General features: G+C 38.0%; 18 protein-coding genes. 13 read left to right on the top strand and 5 right to left on the bottom strand.

The window, feature by feature from the left end; genetic code table 11:
- Positions 1-89: 89 nt before the first annotated feature.
- Complete coding sequence (locus ESV24_RS11165; RefSeq protein ID WP_111816468.1) at positions 90-2,129, top strand: dipeptidyl-peptidase 3 family protein; 2,040 nt, start codon at positions 90-92, stop codon at positions 2,127-2,129.
- A gap of 72 nt (positions 2,130-2,201) precedes the next feature.
- On the opposite strand, the gene ESV24_RS11170 is transcribed toward ESV24_RS11165, so the two are convergent.
- Complete coding sequence (locus ESV24_RS11170) at positions 2,202-3,002, bottom strand: hypothetical protein (RefSeq protein ID WP_111816467.1); 801 nt, start codon at positions 3,000-3,002, stop codon at positions 2,202-2,204.
- A 649-nt stretch (positions 3,003-3,651) separates the two neighbouring features.
- Between ESV24_RS11170 and ESV24_RS11180 the strand changes: the two genes are divergently transcribed.
- Positions 3,652-4,053: a pyrophosphohydrolase domain-containing protein gene (locus tag ESV24_RS11180; protein WP_111816465.1), complete on the top strand. Its 402-nt coding sequence runs from the start codon at positions 3,652-3,654 to the stop codon at positions 4,051-4,053.
- 105 nt (positions 4,054-4,158) lie between these two features.
- Here the strand turns inward: ESV24_RS11180 and ESV24_RS11185 are convergent, their stop codons facing one another.
- Positions 4,159-5,229, bottom strand: a complete 1,071-nt coding sequence (locus ESV24_RS11185) for a branched-chain amino acid aminotransferase (RefSeq protein WP_111816464.1) — start codon at positions 5,227-5,229, stop codon at positions 4,159-4,161.
- A gap of 111 nt (positions 5,230-5,340) precedes the next feature.
- On the opposite strand from ESV24_RS11185, the gene ESV24_RS11190 reads away from it, so the two are divergent.
- The 3 genes from ESV24_RS11190 (at position 5,341) to ESV24_RS11200 (ending at position 7,645) form a co-directional block, all read left to right on the top strand.
- The gene (locus tag ESV24_RS11190; RefSeq protein ID WP_111816463.1) at positions 5,341-5,856 is read left to right on the top strand and encodes a DUF4920 domain-containing protein; all 516 of its coding nucleotides are present in this window, start codon (positions 5,341-5,343) and stop codon (positions 5,854-5,856) included.
- Between the two features lie 3 nt (positions 5,857-5,859).
- The gene (gene mnmC2 / locus ESV24_RS11195; RefSeq protein ID WP_111816462.1) at positions 5,860-6,525 is read left to right on the top strand and encodes a tRNA (5-methylaminomethyl-2-thiouridine)(34)-methyltransferase MnmC2; all 666 of its coding nucleotides are present in this window, start codon (positions 5,860-5,862) and stop codon (positions 6,523-6,525) included.
- 211 nt (positions 6,526-6,736) lie between these two features.
- Complete coding sequence (locus ESV24_RS11200) at positions 6,737-7,645, top strand: TIGR01777 family oxidoreductase (protein WP_111816461.1); 909 nt, start codon at positions 6,737-6,739, stop codon at positions 7,643-7,645.
- Positions 7,646-7,696: 51 nt separating this feature from the next.
- Here the strand turns inward: ESV24_RS11200 and ESV24_RS11205 are convergent, their stop codons facing one another.
- Positions 7,697-8,350 carry a YceI family protein gene (locus tag ESV24_RS11205; RefSeq protein WP_235004041.1) on the bottom strand — a complete coding sequence of 218 codons (654 nt, stop codon included), beginning with the start codon at positions 8,348-8,350 and terminating at the stop codon, positions 7,697-7,699.
- Between the two features lie 152 nt (positions 8,351-8,502).
- Between ESV24_RS11205 and ESV24_RS11210 the strand changes: the two genes are divergently transcribed.
- The 8 genes from ESV24_RS11210 (at position 8,503) to ESV24_RS11245 (ending at position 17,332) form a co-directional block, all read left to right on the top strand.
- Positions 8,503-9,054 (top strand): nucleotide exchange factor GrpE, encoded by a 552-nt coding sequence (locus tag ESV24_RS11210; protein ID WP_111816460.1) that lies wholly within the window; start codon positions 8,503-8,505, stop codon positions 9,052-9,054.
- 29 nt (positions 9,055-9,083) lie between these two features.
- Complete coding sequence (dnaJ, locus tag ESV24_RS11215; RefSeq protein ID WP_111816459.1) at positions 9,084-10,199, top strand: molecular chaperone DnaJ; 1,116 nt, start codon at positions 9,084-9,086, stop codon at positions 10,197-10,199.
- A 245-nt stretch (positions 10,200-10,444) separates the two neighbouring features.
- On the top strand, positions 10,445-11,371 hold the full coding sequence (locus ESV24_RS11220) for an ABC transporter ATP-binding protein (protein WP_111816458.1): 927 nt from the start codon (positions 10,445-10,447) through the stop codon (positions 11,369-11,371).
- A 6-nt stretch (positions 11,372-11,377) separates the two neighbouring features.
- Positions 11,378-12,685, top strand: coding sequence for an ABC transporter permease (locus tag ESV24_RS11225; protein ID WP_111816457.1), 1,308 nt, complete (start codon positions 11,378-11,380; stop codon positions 12,683-12,685).
- A gap of 63 nt (positions 12,686-12,748) precedes the next feature.
- Complete coding sequence (locus ESV24_RS11230) at positions 12,749-13,696, top strand: hypothetical protein (RefSeq protein WP_111816563.1); 948 nt, start codon at positions 12,749-12,751, stop codon at positions 13,694-13,696.
- The gene (locus tag ESV24_RS11235; RefSeq protein WP_111816456.1) at positions 13,696-14,859 is read left to right on the top strand and encodes a sigma-54-dependent transcriptional regulator; all 1,164 of its coding nucleotides are present in this window, start codon (positions 13,696-13,698) and stop codon (positions 14,857-14,859) included. The genes ESV24_RS11230 and ESV24_RS11235 overlap by 1 nt, the downstream gene beginning before the upstream one ends.
- A gap of 151 nt (positions 14,860-15,010) precedes the next feature.
- Positions 15,011-15,889: a PPK2 family polyphosphate kinase gene (locus ESV24_RS11240; protein WP_111816455.1), complete on the top strand. Its 879-nt coding sequence runs from the start codon at positions 15,011-15,013 to the stop codon at positions 15,887-15,889.
- Between the two features lie 51 nt (positions 15,890-15,940).
- Positions 15,941-17,332: a M20/M25/M40 family metallo-hydrolase gene (locus ESV24_RS11245; protein ID WP_111816454.1), complete on the top strand. Its 1,392-nt coding sequence runs from the start codon at positions 15,941-15,943 to the stop codon at positions 17,330-17,332.
- 40 nt (positions 17,333-17,372) lie between these two features.
- On the opposite strand, the gene ESV24_RS11250 is transcribed toward ESV24_RS11245, so the two are convergent.
- Together ESV24_RS11250 and rlmF are read right to left on the bottom strand one after the other, a co-directional pair.
- A complete protein-coding gene (locus ESV24_RS11250) occupies positions 17,373-18,182 on the bottom strand; it encodes a DUF1853 family protein (protein WP_111816453.1) in 810 nt (269 codons plus the stop codon).
- A 42-nt stretch (positions 18,183-18,224) separates the two neighbouring features.
- Positions 18,225-19,073: a 23S rRNA (adenine(1618)-N(6))-methyltransferase RlmF gene (gene rlmF / locus ESV24_RS11255; RefSeq protein WP_111816452.1), complete on the bottom strand. Its 849-nt coding sequence runs from the start codon at positions 19,071-19,073 to the stop codon at positions 18,225-18,227.
- Positions 19,074-19,229 lie beyond the last annotated feature (156 nt).

Below are 19,229 nucleotides of genomic sequence, written 5' to 3' on the forward strand. Positions count from 1 at the left end.
ATTAGCCTAGACCATTTTGTGTGATTCTGCCATTATAATATTGCGAATAATATTTTAGTACATTTGCGGGAATCTATAAATTTTTTAAAATGAAGAAGACCTTTTTTATTGCAATGGCAATATGTGGTTTATTGTTTTTTTCTTGTAATGACAACAATACGGAAAAAGACGTAGCCCAAGTGGAAACAACAGCATCCACAGAGTTTGATTATAATGTAGAAACATTCGGTGATGTGAAAATCTTGCGTTACCAAATTCCTGGATGGGAAAAACTTACCTTAAAAGAGCAAAAACTTGTGTACTATCTTACCCAAGCCGGATTGGCGGGAAGAGATATTATGTGGGACCAAAACTACCGTCACAACCTTACTATTAGAAAAGCGTTGGAAAATGTTTACACTAATTATAATGGTGATAAAAACACTGAAAACTGGAAGAACTTTGAGACTTATTTGAAAAGAATTTGGTTCAGCAACGGTATTCACCACCACTATTCAAATGATAAACTGAGGCCTGAATTTTCTTCGGAATATTTAAAGCAACTATTAACAGATACCAATACTACGCTGGAAGGCGAAGCTTTTGAAGTAATCTTTAACGATAAAGATTCTAAAAAAGTAAACCAAGCAAAAGGCGTGGACAATGTAGCGCAAAGTGCTGTTAATTTTTACGGTCCAGACGTTACAAATAAAGATGTGGAAAATTTTTATGCTAAAAAGAAATCTCCGGATCCTAAAAAACCATTGTCTTTTGGTTTGAATTCAAAATTGGTAAAGGAAAATGGATCGCTTAAGGAATTGGTTTATAAATCTGGCGGACTTTACGGTTCAGCAATAGACAAAATCGTTGAATGGTTGGAAAAAGCACAAAGTGTTGCTGAAAACAAAGCTCAGGGCGATGCTATTGGCCTTTTAATTCAATATTACAAAACTGGAGATCTTCAAACTTGGGATGACTACAACGTAGCTTGGACTGCGGCGACCGAAGGCAATATTGATTACATAAACAGTTTTATTGAAGTTTATAACGACCCACTCGGTTACACAGGTTCTTACGAAACTATCGTACAGATTAAAGATTTTGATATGTCTGAAAAAATGGCGGTGCTTTCTGAAAACGCACAGTGGTTTGAAGACAATTCTCCTTTAATGGAAGAACATAAAAAGGACAGTGTTGTTGGTGTTACTTATAAAGTAGTGAACGTTGCAGGCGAGGCGGGTGATGCTTCTCCAAGTACGCCAATTGGGGTAAATCTTCCAAATGCAAACTGGATTCGTGCAACGGTAGGGAGCAAATCTGTTTCCTTAGGAAATATTATTGAAGCTTACAATAATGCTGGAAGTACTGGCAGATTAAAAGAATTTGTAAACGATACCGAAGAACTTGAACTGGAAGAAAAATATGGGCAGAAGGCCGATAAACTTCATACAGCGCTTCACGAAGTAATTGGTCACGCTTCTGGACAGTTAAATCCAGGCGTTGGTGAAACCAAAGAAACCTTAAAAAATTACGCTTCCACTTTGGAGGAAGGTCGTGCAGATTTAGTTGGACTTTACTATTTGTACAACCCAAAACTTCAGGAATTAGGCTTGGTTGATGATTGGAAAAAAGTAGGTATGACGGCTTACGACGGTTACATCCGTAATGGTTTGATGACGCAATTAATTCGCTTAAATATTGGCGATAACGTTGAAGAAGCGCATATGCGTAACCGCCAGTGGGTTTCAGCTTGGGTATTCGAAAAAGGAAAAGCCGATAACGTAATCGAAAAAATTACCCGCGACGGAAAAACCTATTATAACATCAATGATTATGATAAACTTCACGACTTGTTCGGTCAATTGCTTCGCGAAACACAACGCATTAAAAGTGAAGGTGATTATGCTGCAGTGGAAAATTTAGTAGAAACCTACGGTGTAAAAGTTGATCAAAATATTCACAAAGAAATTTTAGAGCGCAACGAACAATTTGATTCAGCGCCCTATAGCGGTTTTGTGAATCCTATGCTTGTTCCAAAAATGAACGATAACGGTGAAATTGAAAGTTTCAGCGTAGAACAGCCAAATGCTTTTGCAGAGCAAATGATGTTCTATTCTAAAAACTACAGCAATTTACCTGCAGTAAACTAAAAGAATTTTTTAATAAAAAAAGCTCTTCGTTAACGCGAAGAGCTTTTTCGTTTTAAACAATTTAAAAAACACTTATAAAGTTAGCTGAAAACGCAAACATGAATCTTCTGTAATGGTTATGGAACCGTCCCAGTTAGATCCTTGACAACTTGCCGTGTAACTATATGTGCCAGCCGTAAGGTCGTTAAAGTTTCCTCCGTAGCCGTCTGGTGTGCAATCTGGTGAGCCGGCATAATAATAACCACTAATGGTGCTATTGCCAACTCCGCTTAGATTTACAGTTATTGGCCCGCAACCGTAATCTTGGTTTGTCCAGAATTTAACATCGCCTTTATTACTTCCGCCGCCGCCAGTTCCGCCGCCACCTCCAGTTCCGCCGCCGCCGGCATCGCTGCAGTCAACGCCATAACCATCTACTATTACATCAACGGATCCATTGGCGTCTAAGTTTGCTTCTAGAATAAATTCAACTCCGTTTATTGCAATGGTACAAGTATTTGGCGCGATATCTCCCAGATTGTGCGCATAGAGAGTAACATAGTTGAATCCGTTATATCCAAAATCGTAATCAACGCTTATTGGCTTAGAAGGGCCGTCAAGTGTTTGTTCATCAATAATAACATTGCCGTTTGCGATTATGGATACAATATCGCCATCAACGGTTCCGTGGTCCCAAACCTGTATATTGGTGATTCTGCTTGAAATTTCAATACACCCCAAATAGTTGTTTTGGCGTCCAAAGGTAGAAGAAGGTATAATAGAAGTTTCATTAATTTCTATTGGTTCTGGCTCTGGTTCAGACTCCTCTTTTTCACAACTTACAACGAGGATTGTAAATACTAATAAGAACGGAAATAGTAATTTTAGTTTCATAATATATTAATTTGGTTTAGGTTACTCTTTTACGAATCTATTTTTTTGATGATTTGAATGTAATTTTTTTAAAATTTCATTGCTCTTAAATAAAAACCTATGGTGCATTGCTTCATTTTTACAATTATTTACTCCCTCCTCAAAGAGAAAAAATTGCTAAAACTATTTCCTCACTCGCAATGCACTCAAGGGTTTTTCCTTTTTTAATAAATAGATTGCCAATTCAATTACGATCAATTTCTCGATATTGAAATTGAACATTTTAAATGAATTGGGACAAAAATAGGATATGGAAGAATCACAAAAAATACCTACTTCGGGGTATTTTTAATAGATGAATTGCGGAAATATTTTGATAAAACGAATTGAGATCACTGTGTGATTCAATAAAACTGGCAGACGCGCCTTATAAGATTAGTTTTTTAAATATGTTTTTATGGCTAATAAGAAAAGAATAAAGGCAATAAAGCCAACGAGAACCCAAAGAGACCCTTTGTATTGTTTTTTATGAAGTTTCTTGTCCCCACGATAGCTATAAACCATTATAATAACGAAGGCAATAGTAGATAAAACAGCGAAAACCAATTGGCCGGTAGTAAACATAATTTTGTAGTTTTACAAAGCAAATTTACAACCTTAAAGTTATAATATGAAGAATAAAATAGCCGCAGTTTCCGAATTTCACAAAGCATTTGGATTGGGGATGAAAGAAACTCCCACCGCCGAACTTGGAATCAAGAAAAATCTGCTTCGTTATGAACTTATGCGCGAGGAAAACGAAGAATATTTAGAAGCAGCGAACAGCAATGATCTTGTTGAAGTGGCAGATGCTCTGGGCGATATGCTCTATATTTTATGCGGAACTATCATCGAGCATGGAATGCAAAATAAAATTGAAGAAGTATTCAGTGAAATACAACGAAGTAATATGAGCAAGCTCGGCGAAGACGGAAAGCCTATTTATCGCGAAGACGGAAAAGTTTTAAAAGGCCCAAATTATTTTAAGCCTAACATTAAAGAAATTCTTGAAAAAGAAAATCCCAAATCATAAGCACCAAAAAAGAAATTCCAAACTCCAAAGGTTCTGACTTTTTGAAATTTGGAATTTGATTTTTTGAGATTTGAAATTTGGTGCTTGGAATTTAAGTTTTGTTTTTTACAAAACTTCGTATCTCCAGCCGAATGGATCCTCGCTTCTGTTGTATTGAATATCCATCAATTCTTTTTTGAATCGGCTTGCGAAACCATTTTCTTGCTTTTCAAGTTCAAAGATAGTTTCCTTATAGCTAAAAGCGCTAACTGGGCTAATAACGGCTGCAGTGCCAGCGCCAAAAATCTCCTTTAGACTTCCATCCTTTGCGGCTTCCACGATTTCTGAAACCATAACAGGTCTTTCCTCAACAGTTATATTGTCTCTTTTTGCAAGCGCAATTACACTTTTTCTGGTAACACCATCTAAGATTCGGTCACTAATTGGTGCGGTGAGTAGTGTATCATTTACACGAAAAAATACATTCATCGTTCCTGCTTCCTCTAAATATTTATGGTCGCTGGCATCGGTCCAGATTACTTGTTGAAAACCTCTTTCGCGAGCTAAATTTGTTGGAAAAAACTGTGCGCCATAGTTTCCTGCAGCTTTTGCCGCACCTACGCCGCCGTTTGCGGAACGGCTGTAATGTTCTGCAATTTCTACTCGCACATCGCCTGTGTAATATGCTTGCGCTGGCGACATTAAAATCATAAATTTATATTCCGTAGAAGGCGATGCCGAAACACCAACTTGGGTTGCAATTACAAAGGGACGGATGTAAAGTGAATTTCCAAGACCAGGTTTCACCCAATCTTTGTCCATTTTTACAAGTTTAGTTAGAGCCTCAAAGAAAAGATCCTCTGTAAACTCTGGTATGGCCATTCTGGTTGAAGACTTATTAATTCGTTTAAAATTTTCCTCAGGTCTAAACAGCCAAACATTTCCGTTTTCATCTTTGTAGGCTTTCATTCCTTCAAAAACAGCCTGACCGTAATGAAAAACTTTTGCCGCTGGCGAAATTGTAAGCGGGCCGTATGGTTTTATGGTTGGGTTCTGCCATTTCCCATCTTTGTAGTCACATTCAAACATGTGATCTGTGAAAGTACTTCCGAAGGTAAGGTTGTTGAAATCTACTTCTCCAATTCTTGAAGATGCAACTTTATGGATATCTAGTTTTTGGGTGGTGGAAGAATTCATTTAAAAAAATGTTTATTTGGTAAAAATAGGTAAAATTTAAACCATATAAAATTCAAAAAATCATTAAAATTGCAATACGTTACCAATCAATAATTTATTAAAACCTTCAAAATGAAAAAAATTCTAATTGTATTTTCACTGATGGCAGCCTTAGTTAGCTGTAAGAACGAAAAAACCGAAGACACACCTGTAGTTGAAACAGAAGAAATAGCGATGAACTATCAAACTTTCGGAGATGAAATAACAGATCAAGATGTTTTACCGAAAGCAGAAATTATCGAAAAATACAATGATCTAAAAATTGGCGATACCATTAATGTGAAATTCACCACCCAAGTGAAAGAGGTATGCCAAAAGAAAGGCTGCTGGATGAAAGTAGATATGGGTGAAAATGAAGCTATGGTGCGTTTTAAAGACTATGGTTTCTTTATGCCAAAAGACATTTCTGGCAAAGACATTATTGCTGAAGGGAAAGCCTATGTTGAAGAAATGAGCGTTGAAGACCAACGTCATTATGCAGAAGACGGAGGTGCCACTCCAGAGGAAATTGCGGCTATTACCGAACCAAAACGCACACTTGCTTTTGAAGCCAACGGTGTACTTATTCCTGAAGAAGCAAAACAATAATTTTTGAAAAGAACTTTATTTAAAACGGATGACGGCTCTTACTCGCTACATATTCCGGAGTGGGATGAACAATATCACTCAAAGCACGGTGCAATAGCAGAAGCCCTTCATGTTTTTATAAAGGAGGGGCTTTATCATTGGATTGCTGAAAACAAAGCTTCGGAGGTTTCTATTCTCGAAATCGGTTTTGGAACAGGACTGAACGCCTTCCTTACTTTTCTGGAAACGGAAAAAAAATCATTTAACGTTGACTATACAGGTGTAGAAGCGTATCCTTTGGAAATGGATGAAATAAATATGCTGAATTATACTATGCTATTAAACGCTTCCGAAGAAAAATTTCTGCAATTGCATAATGTTCCCTGGGAAGAGAAAAGCACTATTTCAAAAAACTTCCAACTTACAAAGCAGCAAAAATTCTTTTCTGAAATAAATTCTGAAAATTGTTTCAATCTCATCTATTTTGATGCTTTTGGAATCCGCGTGCAACCGGAACTTTGGACCGAAGAAATTTTTCGTAAAATGCATACCGCACTGAAACCAAATGGAGTATTGGTAACTTATGCCGCTAACGGTAATGCCCGTCGTGCCTTGCAGTCTGTAGGCTTTAAGGTGGCACGCCTACCTGGACCTCCGGGAAAAAGAGAAATGTTGAGGGGCACGAAGTGATCGCAAACATTCAGCAGAGTGAAATGTTGAGGAACACGAAAATTTTGAATGACAAATTCAAAATATACAAATCTGTAGCAATTCCTTTATAAGTGCCCAATTAACAATCCCGAATTCCGAATTATCGAATCCCGATTTATAAAATCGCAAATTTCACAATCTTCCGTTAACGCCCTTTGCCATTTCTCTTTGAATTTCTAAATTTAAAAGTATGATTAAGAAAGTATTAATAACAGGGGCTACGGGGCTTATTGGGACAGAGTTGGTAAAGCAGTGTCACCGCGAAGGAATTGCTGTTAATTACTTCACTACCAGTAAAGAAAAAATTGAAAACTCCCAAAATTACAAAGGTTTCTATTGGAACCCCAAAAAAGGCGAAATTGATTTAAAAGCATTCGAGGGGACAACGGCAATAATTAATTTGGTTGGAGCCACTATTTCAAAACGATGGACAGATAAATATAAAAAGGTCATTTTAAACAGTCGGACTGAAACAATGGATTTGCTTCACGAAACACTTACCAAAATAGACCATACTATTGTTCATTTTATCTCTGCAAGTGGTGTAAGCATTTACCCCAATTCCAAAACAAAACTATATACTGAAGAAAACAATGAGGTTGACGATACTTTTTTAGCCGAAGTAGTAGTGGCTTGGGAAGCCGCCGCTGCTAGGTTTAAAGATTTGGGAATGGAGGTGAGCAAAGTGCGCACAGGCGTTGTTTTAGCTAAAGATGACGGTGCCTTGCCAAAATTGGCTAAACCAATTAAACTCGGTGTGGGTGCTCCTCTGGGAAGCGGTGAGCAATGGCAATCGTGGATTCACCTGGAAGATATTGCTGGCATCTATCTTTTTCTGCTCAAAAATCAGTTGGAGGGAAAATACAATGCTGTAGCACCAAACCCGGTTCAAAATAAAAAAATGACAAAGTTGATAGCGGCAAAGTTAGAAAATCCACTTTGGCTTCCCAACATACCTGCATTTGTACTAAAAATGGTTTTGGGCGAAATGTCGGTTTTAGTATTGGAAGGGCAGCTGGTTAGTTCACAAAAAATTGAGCAACTTGGCTATCATTTTAAATACTATAACTTAGAAAATGCACTTCAGGATTTGCTCTAAATAAAAAAGAGAGGCGATTCGCCTCTCTTTTTTTGAAATATCATTTATGGATTATGCCTTCGTAGCAACCAATGAAATGGTTACTATAATAGCATCATTTATAAACTTATCACCCAAACTTGGGAATATAGATTTTGAACCGTAATTCACGCCCCATTTTGTTCTGTCAATTTCAAAAGGTTCGCTCTTCAGCATCATTTTATCGCCATCCATAGTAACGGTTGCAGGAAATTCAACAACGTTGGTTTTGTCTTTAATGGTCAAGTTACCTTTTACCATATTGTTTTCAATACCCGTCATTTCAAATTTTGCGGTTGGAAATTCTTTCACGTTGAAAAAGTCACCTTCCTTTCCTTCAACGGTACCTTTTAAATGCGCCTCCAAATTTGCTTTGTCTTCACCTTCTAAATCTTCCACATTAATACTGTTCATATCAAATGCGAAATTTCCAGCTTCAGCTTTTCCGTTGTTTAGAAAAATTGTTCCAGAGGTAAGGTTTATGGTTCCATGATGTTTTCCGGTTGGTTTAGCACCTTCCCACATAATTTGTGATGCGGCCGGATCCACAGAATATTCCGTAGCCATTTCGGTAGCTTCGGCAGCTTCTGCATTCATTGCTTCTGCATCTTTTTCAGTGTTTTTGCAAGAAAATGCACCTACCGTAATAAAGGCCATTAACGTAATTTTTAAAAATGTTGATTTCATATGTACTGGTTTTAGTTTCAAGCTGCAAAAATAAACTTATAGGAGTATATTTCTCTTAAAGAATTATTAAATAAAAGCCTGTGACATTTTGACATTTTCTAACAAATGGCAGTACTTTTGCTCCCTTCAGAAAAATTGAAAGAAACGCTACTATGGGCAAAAACGATAATTTGAAAGAAACCGAGCACGAAAAGGAAACAGGTTTTGACGATCAAGATTTAAATGAACAGGAAATTGCTGCGGAAAAAGTAACCGATGCACTTTCAGAGCTACAAGAAGAATTTCAACGTGAAAAGGATCGCTACCTGCGCCTTTTTGCCGAATTTGAAAATTTCAAAAAACGCACCTCCCGCGAGCGTATTGAAATGTTTAAGACAGCGGGAGAGGATGTTATAAATTCATTGTTACCAGTTTTGGATGATTTTGAACGCGCCTTAAAAGAAATTGAAAAAAGTGAAGACGACAATCTTTATAAGGGAGTTAGACTTATCAACAATAAACTAGGTGAAACTTTAAAGGCTAAGGGGCTTAACTTGATGGAAGTAAAACCGGGTGATGTTTTTGATGCAGATTCGCATGAGGCAATTACGCAAATACCTGCGCCAGAGGATAAACTGAAAGGCAAAATTTTAGATGTGGTAGAAAAAGGGTATACATTGGGCGATAAAATAATTCGCTATCCAAAAGTGGTTATAGGACAATAAAAAGTTACCCGTCTACACGGGCAATAAATATGAAGGAAGATTATTACGAAATATTAGAGATATCAAAAAGTGCTACAGCAGCCGAAATAAAAAAAGCTTACCGAAAAAAGGCAATTCAGCACCACCCCGATAAAAACCCTGGTGATCATGAGGCTGAAGCCATGTTTAAAAAATCTGCTGAAGCCTATGAAGTGCTTAGCGACCCCAACAAACGTTCACGCTACGACCAGTTCGGGCATCGTGCCTTTGATGGCGGCGGTGGTTTCGGAGGCGGTGGCGGAATGAATATGGACGACATATTCAGTCAGTTTGGAGATATTTTTGGTGGTGGTTTCAGTGGTGGCTTTGGTGGCGGTTTCGGCGGCGGCGGTCGCAGAACCGTTAAAGGAAGTAACCTACGCATTCGTGTACAGCTTACATTGGAAGAAATAGCAAACGGCGTTGAGAAAAAGATAAAAGTAAAACGTAAAAAACTTGCCCAGGGAACAACCTACAAAACTTGTTCTACTTGTAATGGACAGGGGCAGGTAACGCGTATTCAAAATACTATTTTGGGGCGTATGCAAACTTCGGCTACTTGTAGTACTTGCGGTGGTTCAGGGCAGATTGTAGATAGCAAGCCAGCAAATGCCGATGCAGAAGGAATGCTGGTTACCGAAGAAACGGTGTCAATAAAAATACCGGCAGGTGTGGTTGATGGAATGCAACTGAAAGTTTCTGGTAAAGGAAACGATGCGCCGGGCGACGGAATTCCAGGTGATCTTTTGGTCGCAATTGAAGAAAAACCGCACGTTACATTGCAACGCGAAGGCGATAATCTGCATTATGATCTATATGTAAGTTTTTCTGAAGCAGCCTTGGGAACTTCAAAAGAAATAGAAACAGTGACCGGAAAGGTGCGAATCAAAATTGATAGCGGTGCGCAGAGCGGAAAAATATTGAGACTTCGCAATAAAGGAATTCCGAGTATAAATGGTTACGGAACGGGAGATTTGCTTGTGCATGTAAACGTTTGGACACCAAAATCCCTTTCAAAAGAACAAAGGGAATTTTTTGAGAGAATGAGCGATGACGAGCACTTTCAGCCAAAACCGGAAAAAGAAGACAAGTCCTTTTTTGAAAAAGTTAAAGATATGTTCTCTTAAATAAACGTTAAATAAATATTTTTGCATATATTTGAAATGTCGCTTCGTCTTAGAAGAGACAATTTTTCTTTTTCATAGCAATTTTTTTTCCCACCCAAGAATTCATTTTTTTGGGTGGGTTTTGTTTTAGACTGTTTCTGTTTTGCGATTTTTAATTTCCTATTAAAACTATCACTTAAAATACTCTTAATGTTTATAACGCTTCGCAGTCAAATTAATATATTTACATACTTCAAATAAAATTTATGGACAAACTTTTAGTGGTCAACAATGTTTCCAAAATCTATGGGGATTACAAAGCGCTCAACAACGTATCCATCGAGGTAGAAAAAGGAAGCATATTTGGCCTGCTGGGTCCCAATGGGGCTGGAAAAACCACCTTAATAAGAATTATAAACCAAATTACCATGCCAGATACTGGTTCAGTGATTCTAGATGGCGAACCACTTAAGCCGCATCATATAAAATATATTGGTTATTTGCCCGAAGAGCGCGGGCTTTACAAAACTATGAAAGTTGGAGAGCAGGCATTGTACCTGGCGCAGTTAAAAGGGCTTACAAAACAAGAGGCAAAAGAAAGACTGAAGTATTGGTTTGATCGATTGGAAATAGGAGATTGGTGGGACAAAAAAATACAGGAGCTTTCCAAGGGGATGGCGCAAAAAATCCAGTTTGTTGTTACTGTACTTCACAAACCAAAACTGTTAATTTTTGATGAACCATTTAGCGGCTTCGACCCTATAAACGCCAACCTCATTAAAGATGAAATTTTAAATTTGCGCGATGAGGGAGCAACGGTAATTTTCTCAACACACCGCATGGAATCTGTGGAAGAAATGTGCGATCACATTGCATTGATTCATAAGTCTAACAAAATATTGGATGGCAAATTGGTAGACATTAAACGTCAATACAGAAACAACACTTATGAAATTGGTTTGATTACCCCGAACCACACGGCAACGTCGGCTTCATTAAAGGAAAGATTCGAGATTTTTCCAGCAACTTTTAAAAGTATTAATGACGAATTGCAGTACAAAATAAAAATACCAGATTCAGTATCGCCAAATGACTTTGTAAGCTATTTAACCTCACTTGGACAGTTGACGCATTTTGTTGAGGTAGTACCTTCGGCAAGTGATATTTTTATTGAAACCATCCAAAAAAACTAACCAGCAATGAATCATCTTCCGCTTATAATTAAAAGGGAATATCTAACCAAAATCCGCAATAAATCTTTTATTGTGATGACCTTTTTAAGCCCGCTTATTTTCGTGGGTATCTTTGCTTTGGTTGCCTATTTGTCCAGTTTGAATAATGATACGGTTCGCAAAATTTCGGTTTTGGATGAAAGCGGTTTGTTTTTGGAAGATTTCAGCAGTACGCCGCATTTGCAGTACAAAATGCTTAGCGACACCAATCTAGAAGATGCAAAAAAAGAGGCCGAAACTGAAGAAGTTTACGGTTTACTTTACATTCCGAAAACTGGAGATCTTGAGGGACTTTCAAAAGAAATCACCTTTTATTCTGAAGATTCACCTTCGCTATCTTTGATGGGAGACATCAATGATATGCTGGAAAGTAAGGTGAATACATTAAAGCTGAAAGAATCTGGAATTGATTCTGAAACCATTAAAGAACTTCATATAAATATTAGTGCGAACCAAGAAACTTTTAAAGGGAAAGAAACCTCAAAACTCGGTTCTGGTTTAAAACTGGCATTTGGTGGCGCAGCTGGCTATTTGCTATTTATGTTTATAATCATTTACGGAAACATGATTATGCGCAGCGTCATTGAAGAAAAAACCAGTCGCGTTATTGAAGTGATTATTTCATCCGTAAAACCACGAGTGTTGCTTTTGGGTAAAATTTTTGGGACTACCCTTGCGGGAATTACTCAGTTTGTGGTTTGGGTCGTGCTTATCTTGGTTTTAATGACCGTTGTAACCTCTGTTTTCGGGATTGACCCCTCAGCGGGCTCGCCTTCACAACAAGTTTTAGAAAATAGTGTAAATGGGGGTACCCAGCAGATTCTGAATGATGTTATGATTGAAATCAACAATTTGCCTATTGCAAATTTAATAATAATGTTCTTGTTGTTTTTTGTGGGTGGTTACCTGCTTTATGCTTCGCTATACGCTTCTGTTGGTGCTGCGGTAGACAGCGAGACGGATACCCAACAATTTATGATGCCTATTTTGATGCCTTTAATTTTGGCTGTTTACGTAGGCTTTTTTACGGTAATTGACAATCCGCATGGAACCGTTTCACAGGTTTTCTCTTATATTCCTTTTACATCGCCAGTGGTAATGTTAATGCGTATTCCGTTTGGTGTTCCGCTTTGGCAACAGATTGTTTCTGTTGTTATTTTATTCGCTTCATTCATTGCTATGGTTTGGTTTGCGGCAAAAATTTACCGTGTAGGTATTTTAATGTACGGAAAAAAACCAACCTACAAAGAAATCTTCAAATGGCTTAAGTATTAAGATAAAAACACGCCGGGCACTGCTATGAATTCGGTCAATAACCTATTAATAAGAAAGAAAAATATGAAAAGAAACATTTTTATAACCGCATTGCTTTTGCTAGTTGCTTTTGGAATGTCGGGACAAACAACAGATTTGGCACGAGTTGAATATTTAGTCCTGCCATTTTCCAAATCAGATAACTCTATCAATCGCTATCGTGCATTGGTACAGGCTCCCATTTCAGTTAGTAAGGAAAAGAAAAGCTTTTTTGTTATTGGCTTGGAGTACCGCTACGTAGATATCAATATTAATGATAATGAAGATCTTTTAGCATTTATGGGTTCGGTTCCACCCAACGAAGCTATTCAGAACAACCTTGTAACCTCTGTTCAGCAAATGGATGGATATTTGGGTTACACTTGGAAGCATAACGAAGATTGGCGTTTCGGTGCCAAAGCGGGTGTAAAGATCCAGAGTGATTTTCAAGGAAGCTTGATGAGTGATGATTTTATTTTTGAGGCCGCGGTTTATGCAATCTTGGATAAAAAGAATGATACGGCTTCAGGCAATAAGCCATACCGTTTCATTGCTGGCCTTACCTATTCCACCACTCCGGGAAGATGGTATCCTTTACCACTTTTGAATTATTACAAAGAATTCCACAAAAATTGGACGTATACACTAGGCGTTCCAAAAACAAATGTTAGACATTATTTAAATGATGGACACAAAGATGCATTACAGGCATTTGCCACTTTGGACAATGTTTACGCGAATATTCAACAAAATTTTGTACCGATTGTTGACCAAGGAGAAGATGGCACTGTCGCCGAAAGCATCCAAATGACCCTTGGACTTTTGGGTTTGGGATATGAGCACTTTTTTACGGACCATTTATTGTTTTATGGTTATGCGGCACATTCCGTTTACAATGATTTTCGACTTGAAGATGGTGACGGGAAAAAGGTCTATAAAATTAATACCGAAAATTCGCCTTATTTTAGGGCAGGATTAAAATTCAAATATTAATGGCGCGAATACTAATTATTGAAGACGAAGCAGCAATAAGAAGGGTTTTGGTGAAAATCCTTTCCGAAGAAAATCAAGGATATGAGGTTTTTGAAGCCGAAGATGGCCTTGCCGGAATGGAAATTCTGAAAAAAGAAGATTTTGATTTGGTGCTTTGCGACATAAAAATGCCAAAAATGGACGGCGTTGAGGTCTTGGAGGCTGTGAAAAAAATAAAGCCCGAAATACCAATGGTAATGATCTCCGGTCATGGTGATCTTGAAACAGCGGTAAATACAATGAAATTGGGCGCTTTCGATTATATCTCAAAACCGCCAGATCTCAATCGTTTGCTAAACACCGTTCGTATTGCTCTTGATAGACAAGAATTGGTAGTCGAAAATAACCGCCTAAAAAAGAAAGTTTCCAAAAATTATGAAATGATTGGCGATTCACCTTCCATAATCCAGATCAAGGATATGATAGAAAAGGTGGCCCCAACAGAAGCACGAGTTCTTGTAACGGGCCCAAATGGAACCGGAAAGGAACTAGTGGCGCATTGGCTTCATCAAAAAAGTGATCGCAGCAATGGCCCTATGATAGAGGTAAATTGTGCTGCAATACCAAGTGAATTGATAGAGAGTGAACTTTTCGGTCACGTAAAAGGAGCCTTTACTTCCGCAATTAAAGATCGTGCAGGTAAATTTGAAGCTGCAAACGGAGGAACAATTTTTCTTGATGAAGTGGGCGATATGAGCCTTTCCGCGCAAGCAAAAGTGCTTCGGGCGCTGCAGGAAAATAAGGTGCAGCGAGTAGGCAGCGATAGAGATATAAAGGTGGATGTTCGGGTTATAACAGCTACGAACAAAGATTTAAAGAAAGAAATAAAAGAAGGCAACTTCCGTGAAGATTTGTACCACAGATTAGCGGTAATACTCATAAAAGTTCCATCATTGAATGATAGAAGGGACGATATTCCATTGTTGATAGATTATTTTTCAGAAAAAATTTCAACGGAACACGGCACAGGGAAAAAGAAATTTTCAACTAAAGCCATTAAACTTTTGCAGGAATATGATTGGACAGGAAATATCCGTGAACTTAGAAATGTAGTGGAAAGGTTAATCATTCTGGGCGGAAAAGAAATCAGCGAGGAGGATGTGAAGCTTTTTGCGAGTAAATGATAAATGAGTTTATAAGTTTATGTGTTTAAGAGTTTATAAGTAAATGAGTTTAAGTGTTTATTAGTTTAAGAGTTTATAAGTTTAGATATCTGTTTAATTTCCAAAAAACAACAGTATCCAAAATAGCAAAAGTATCCAAAGTATCCAAAGTATGAAAAAAGTTAAAATTGAAGATTTTAAAGTAACGGGGCCCATAAAACTAGATGGGACACATAACGATTGGGATTTAAATGCTTCAGAAAAAAAACTTGAGAACCATTTGGAAGATACCAGAAAAGAACTGGGCAAACTTCAAGATACATTGTACGCCCACGGCAAATATGCAGTATTAGTATGCCTTCAAGGGATGGATACTGCTGGAAAGGACAGCCTAATCCGCGAGGTTTTTAAGGATTTTAATGCGCGTGGAGTAGTGGTGCATAGTTTCAAAACGCCCACTGCGCTGGAGAAGCGGCACGATTATCTTTGGCGTCACTACATCGCACTGCCCGAACGCGGAAAGTTTGGGGTTTTCAATAGAACACATTATGAAAATGTTTTGGTAACTAGAGTGCATCCGGAATACATTCTTGGTGAAAACTTGCCCGGCATAAATAGTTTGGAAGATATAAATGAAGAATTTTGGGACACACGTTTTCAGCAGATCAATAATTTTGAAAAGACCATTCAGCAAAATGGAACCATTATTTTCAAGTTCTTTTTGAATCTTTCCAAAGACGAACAAAAGGAACGCCAACTACGCAGATTGGACATGCCAGAAAAAAACTGGAAGTTTTCTCCGGGAGATTTAGATGAAAGAGCCTTGTGGGAAGAATACAGAAAATATTATGAAGATGCCATCAACCGCACCTCAAAGCCGCATGCGCCTTGGTATATTATTCCTTCGGACGATAAAGATACTGCACGGGTTATAGTAGCAGAAATTATGCTACAAGAGCTCAAAAAATATAAAGACATAAAAGAACCGGAACTTGACGACGATATAAAAGCAAAGATTTCTGAGTACCGTGAACGTCTAAAAAATGATTAATTTAGCCTCCGTGTAGTTCAGTACGGAACTAATACTTATAAAATAGTATCAATGAAAATCTATTTGCTCCCCACACTTCTTTTTACTTTACTTTTTTCGTCAGTAAGCATTTCACAGAATGCCGTTCAGGATTCTATTATGCTGAAAAAGCTTTATACCACTGCCTTGACCGACGGAAAAGCTTATGATTGGTTGGATTATCTTTCTAATGAAATAGGCGGGAGGCTTTCCGGTTCCTTTGAAGCCGAAAGCGCCGTGAAATATACCGAAGAAGAACTGAATGAACTTGGGCTGGACAAAGTTTGGTTACAGCCAGTAATGGTTCCAAAATGGACGCGCGGTTTCAAAGAATACGCTTTTATAGAATCACTAACGGGTGAAAAAACGGTGACCGAAATCTGTGCGCTGGGCGGTTCAGTTGCTACACCAAGCCTTGGCATAAAAGCAGAAGTAATAGAGGTTCAAGGCCTTGAAGACCTTGCTTCCCTTGGAAAAGAAAAAATTGCCGGTAAAATTGTTTTCTACAATCGCCCAATGCAACCTGAAATAATTCAAACTTTTGAAGCGTACGGCGGTTGCGTAGATCAACGTTATTCTGGCGCTGCGGAAGCGGGAAAATACGGCGCAATTGGCGTTATTGTTCGTTCTATGAGTTTGCGGATGGATGATTATCCGCATACTGGAGCGATGAGTTATGGTGATACACCGGTTAGTCAGCGGATTCCTGCTGCGGCAATCAGTACTAACGGAGCCGAATATTTAAGCAGTTTGCTGAAATTACAACCCAAACTTCTTTTTTACTTTAAACAGAACTGCAAGACTTTTGACGATGTACAATCCTATAACGTAATTGGTGAAATTACGGGCAGTACAAAACCCAATGAATATATGGTTGTAGGAGGACATTTGGACAGTTGGGATCTTGGCGATGGTGCCCACGATGACGGGGCAGGATGTGTGCAAAGTATGGAAGTTTTGCGTCTTTTTAAGAAAGTGGGCTATAAACCCAAACACAGTATAAGGGTTGTGTTGTTTATGAATGAGGAAAATGGACTTCGCGGCGGAAATAAATATGCCGAAGAAGTGAAACGCAAGGGTGAAACCCACCGTTTTGCATTGGAGAGTGATGCCGGGGGCTTTACGCCACGCGGATTTACAATAGATAGTGATGCGGCAAATTTCAGCAAAGTACAATCTTGGGAACCGCTTTTTAAACCCTATTTAATACACTATTTTGAAAAAGGATACGGGGGCGCTGATATTGGCCCGTTGAAGGGGAATATTGATGTGCTCGCTGGGTTACGACCTGATAGCCAACGTTATTTTGATTATCACCACGCCGCCAATGATACTTTTGATGCGGTCAACAAACGTGAGCTAGAACTTGGAGCTGCAACAATGGCGAGCTTGGTTTACTTATTTGATAAATACGGAACTGAATAAGTGCTCAGTATGCAGTAGCAGTTGGCAGTTTAAAATACAATTACCACCAAACTACAAAAAAACGATCCAAACTCTGGGGCGTTTTTTTATAGATTAATGGCGACTTATTATTTTGGAGTTGTGTTTTAATTTCTTTTTTTACTTCTGAAAAAGAGTGCCAAGTTTCAATAGTTTCCATTGGTAAAATCCATTCTTTTTTTGAGGGTATTGCGTAGCTGGCGTTTGGGTTTTCTTGTTCAAAATCTTCAGGTTTTATGTAGTTTCCAACAATGCAATCCATTATATACTTCGGAAAAGATTCGGCTTTCATTTTCTTCGGAAGAAATAAAAAAGCTTTTAAGCACAATTCCTGTGAAGAAGGTTCGGGGATTCCTAGCGCTTTTAATTTTTGAATGGTTTCTGATCTTTTCAGCAACGGGAATTGCTTCAACTTTACTTTTTCCAATTTATCAAAAAGACTGTCTTTTCGGTTAGGGCCTATCCATTTTTCTTCTTCCGAAGTACTTGTATTTTCTTCGTATAAATAAAATTTACATGCCAATTCTATATGAACAACTTTATCTGTTTTAAGGTTTCGAACTATATAATCCAATTCTCCCAAAGTTTCCTTTTCGCCGTGTATCTGAAGGTTTGCAGCTAGTAATTCAAAATTATTTGACTGTTTCAAATACGCTTCATAACACGCTTCGGCTTGCATCCCGAGTACTGAATTGCTGGGGAAGCTGAAATTATTTTCCTTTAACTTTTCATCTAAAAATGTAAAGTTTTCAAAAGGGTACTTTTCCGAATTGATTTTTAAGTCGGGTGCCTTTATAAATGAATTTAAAATGTCTAAATCTTGTACGTTCAATAGATGATAAGATTTTTTAAGCAGTAGTTTTCCCCAAGTTAATTAATCACGAAAAGTCCAAGCAATGAAACGGCTTTGCTTGTTGCCTTGCTCCATTTCAACTATTTTTACTTGTGTAGGTTTGGTTTTATTAATGGCCCTTTTAATGTTTTTCAGGTTTTCTTTTTGTGAAACGATAGCCGTAAACCAATGCACTTGGTCTTTGAATTGAAGACTTTCCTCAGCCATTTTCTGTACAAATGCCCCTTCGCCACCTTTATACCAAAGCTCGTTGCTGAGTCCACCAAAATTCTGTGGGTTCGCTTCACTTAGCTGAAGATTCTCAAACTTTCGTTTGTTATTTTGTTCGGCATCGGTGCGGGTTTTAAAGAAAGGCGGATTGCAGACTACTACATCAAAAAAATCAGTTGGTTGGATGATGTGCTCCAAAATATGACTTTTAAATTGTTGGTGGCGTAGCTCAATATCTTTTAGCGAATTGTTTTTATTGATGATTTTCTGTGCATTGTTCAGCGAATCAATATTCACTTCGCTGGCGGTACATTTCCAATTAAAATGACGGTTGGCGAGTATGGGATAAATCAGATTCGCGCCTGTTCCAATATCAAGCAGATGGATGTCCGGTTTCGGGATTAAATCTGCAATATGCAACAGATAGTCCAATCTGCCGGGAATGGGCGGACAAAGATTATTATCGGGAATGTGCCAATGGTTTATGTTGTAATGTGTTTTTAGTAGAGCAGTATTTAGCGCTTTCACTGCTTCGTTATTGGCAAATTTTATGGTCTTGTTATCGTATTCATTTACAAAAACGAATTCTTTTAATGGTGGGTGCTTTGCTACAAGCGTATCAAAATTATAGTCTTTATTGAAGGGATTTTTGGGATGCACGATGTGTTTTTAGAAAAGTAAAGATACGGTAAACAGTAGTGACCTTCCCAGTATTGAGCTATTGTTCCACTTTTTCGTGAACTTTGCTCTGTGTTTTTGATTATTCGCCTTTAATTACTGCATTTTATGGCTTTAAATGTAGTGATTGAGACTTCA

It is taken from the genome of Aequorivita lipolytica (assembly GCF_007997135.1).
GTDB classification, from domain to species: Bacteria; Bacteroidota; Bacteroidia; order Flavobacteriales; family Flavobacteriaceae; genus Aequorivita; species Aequorivita lipolytica.

What these genes read in the sequence shown, in the direction of transcription:
- ESV24_RS11165 (WP_111816468.1), top strand. Translation starts at nt 90, where the DNA reads ATGAAGAAGACCTTTTTTATTGCAATGGCAATATGTGGTTTATTGTTT.
- ESV24_RS11170 (WP_111816467.1), bottom strand. Translation starts at nt 3,002, where the DNA reads ATGAAACTAAAATTACTATTTCCGTTCTTATTAGTATTTACAATCCTC.
- ESV24_RS11180 (WP_111816465.1), top strand. Translation starts at nt 3,652, where the DNA reads ATGAAGAATAAAATAGCCGCAGTTTCCGAATTTCACAAAGCATTTGGA.
- ESV24_RS11185 (WP_111816464.1), bottom strand. Translation starts at nt 5,229, where the DNA reads ATGAATTCTTCCACCACCCAAAAACTAGATATCCATAAAGTTGCATCT.
- ESV24_RS11190 (WP_111816463.1), top strand. Translation starts at nt 5,341, where the DNA reads ATGAAAAAAATTCTAATTGTATTTTCACTGATGGCAGCCTTAGTTAGC.
- ESV24_RS11200 (WP_111816461.1), top strand. Translation starts at nt 6,737, where the DNA reads ATGATTAAGAAAGTATTAATAACAGGGGCTACGGGGCTTATTGGGACA.
- ESV24_RS11205 (WP_235004041.1), bottom strand. Translation starts at nt 8,350, where the DNA reads ATGAAATCAACATTTTTAAAAATTACGTTAATGGCCTTTATTACGGTA.
- ESV24_RS11210 (WP_111816460.1), top strand. Translation starts at nt 8,503, where the DNA reads ATGGGCAAAAACGATAATTTGAAAGAAACCGAGCACGAAAAGGAAACA.
- dnaJ (WP_111816459.1), top strand. Translation starts at nt 9,084, where the DNA reads ATGAAGGAAGATTATTACGAAATATTAGAGATATCAAAAAGTGCTACA.
- ESV24_RS11220 (WP_111816458.1), top strand. Translation starts at nt 10,445, where the DNA reads ATGGACAAACTTTTAGTGGTCAACAATGTTTCCAAAATCTATGGGGAT.
- ESV24_RS11225 (WP_111816457.1), top strand. Translation starts at nt 11,378, where the DNA reads ATGAATCATCTTCCGCTTATAATTAAAAGGGAATATCTAACCAAAATC.
- ESV24_RS11230 (WP_111816563.1), top strand. Translation starts at nt 12,749, where the DNA reads ATGAAAAGAAACATTTTTATAACCGCATTGCTTTTGCTAGTTGCTTTT.
- ESV24_RS11235 (WP_111816456.1), top strand. Translation starts at nt 13,696, where the DNA reads ATGGCGCGAATACTAATTATTGAAGACGAAGCAGCAATAAGAAGGGTT.
- ESV24_RS11240 (WP_111816455.1), top strand. Translation starts at nt 15,011, where the DNA reads ATGAAAAAAGTTAAAATTGAAGATTTTAAAGTAACGGGGCCCATAAAA.
- ESV24_RS11245 (WP_111816454.1), top strand. Translation starts at nt 15,941, where the DNA reads ATGAAAATCTATTTGCTCCCCACACTTCTTTTTACTTTACTTTTTTCG.